The sequence below is a fragment of the Shewanella electrica genome (assembly GCF_022321485.1).
GTDB lineage: Bacteria > Pseudomonadota > Gammaproteobacteria > Enterobacterales > Shewanellaceae > Shewanella > Shewanella electrica.
In genome coordinates this window covers 1-252 of sequence record NZ_JAKOGG010000531.1, presented here as the reverse complement: position 1 = coordinate 252, position 252 = coordinate 1, and the positions used below count along the sequence as shown (strand labels likewise).

Annotated in this window: 1 pseudogene; it reads left to right on the top strand. The window is 66.3% G+C overall.

Annotated features, from left to right (window positions below):
• A pseudogene (locus L9G74_RS21405) lies at window positions 1–252 on the top strand (cytochrome c); the annotation flags it as partial.

Here is a 252-nt window from a genome sequence, read left to right as displayed (position 1 = left end):
CTTCATGAAGGGCGTGGAGCCGGTGGCGAGCAAGCCCGAGGAGACGGAACTCGGCTTCCCCTTCAACCAGCGCTGGGGCCTGTCGCTCTGGAACTGGGCCTTCGTGCCGTCCGGCCCCTTCCAGCCGGACCCGAAGGCGAGCGATGAGATCAATCGCGGCGCCTATCTGGTGGAGGGGCTGGGCCATTGCGGCACCTGCCATACCCCGCGTGCCCTCACCATGCAGGAGAAGGCCTATGATGCCGGTGACAA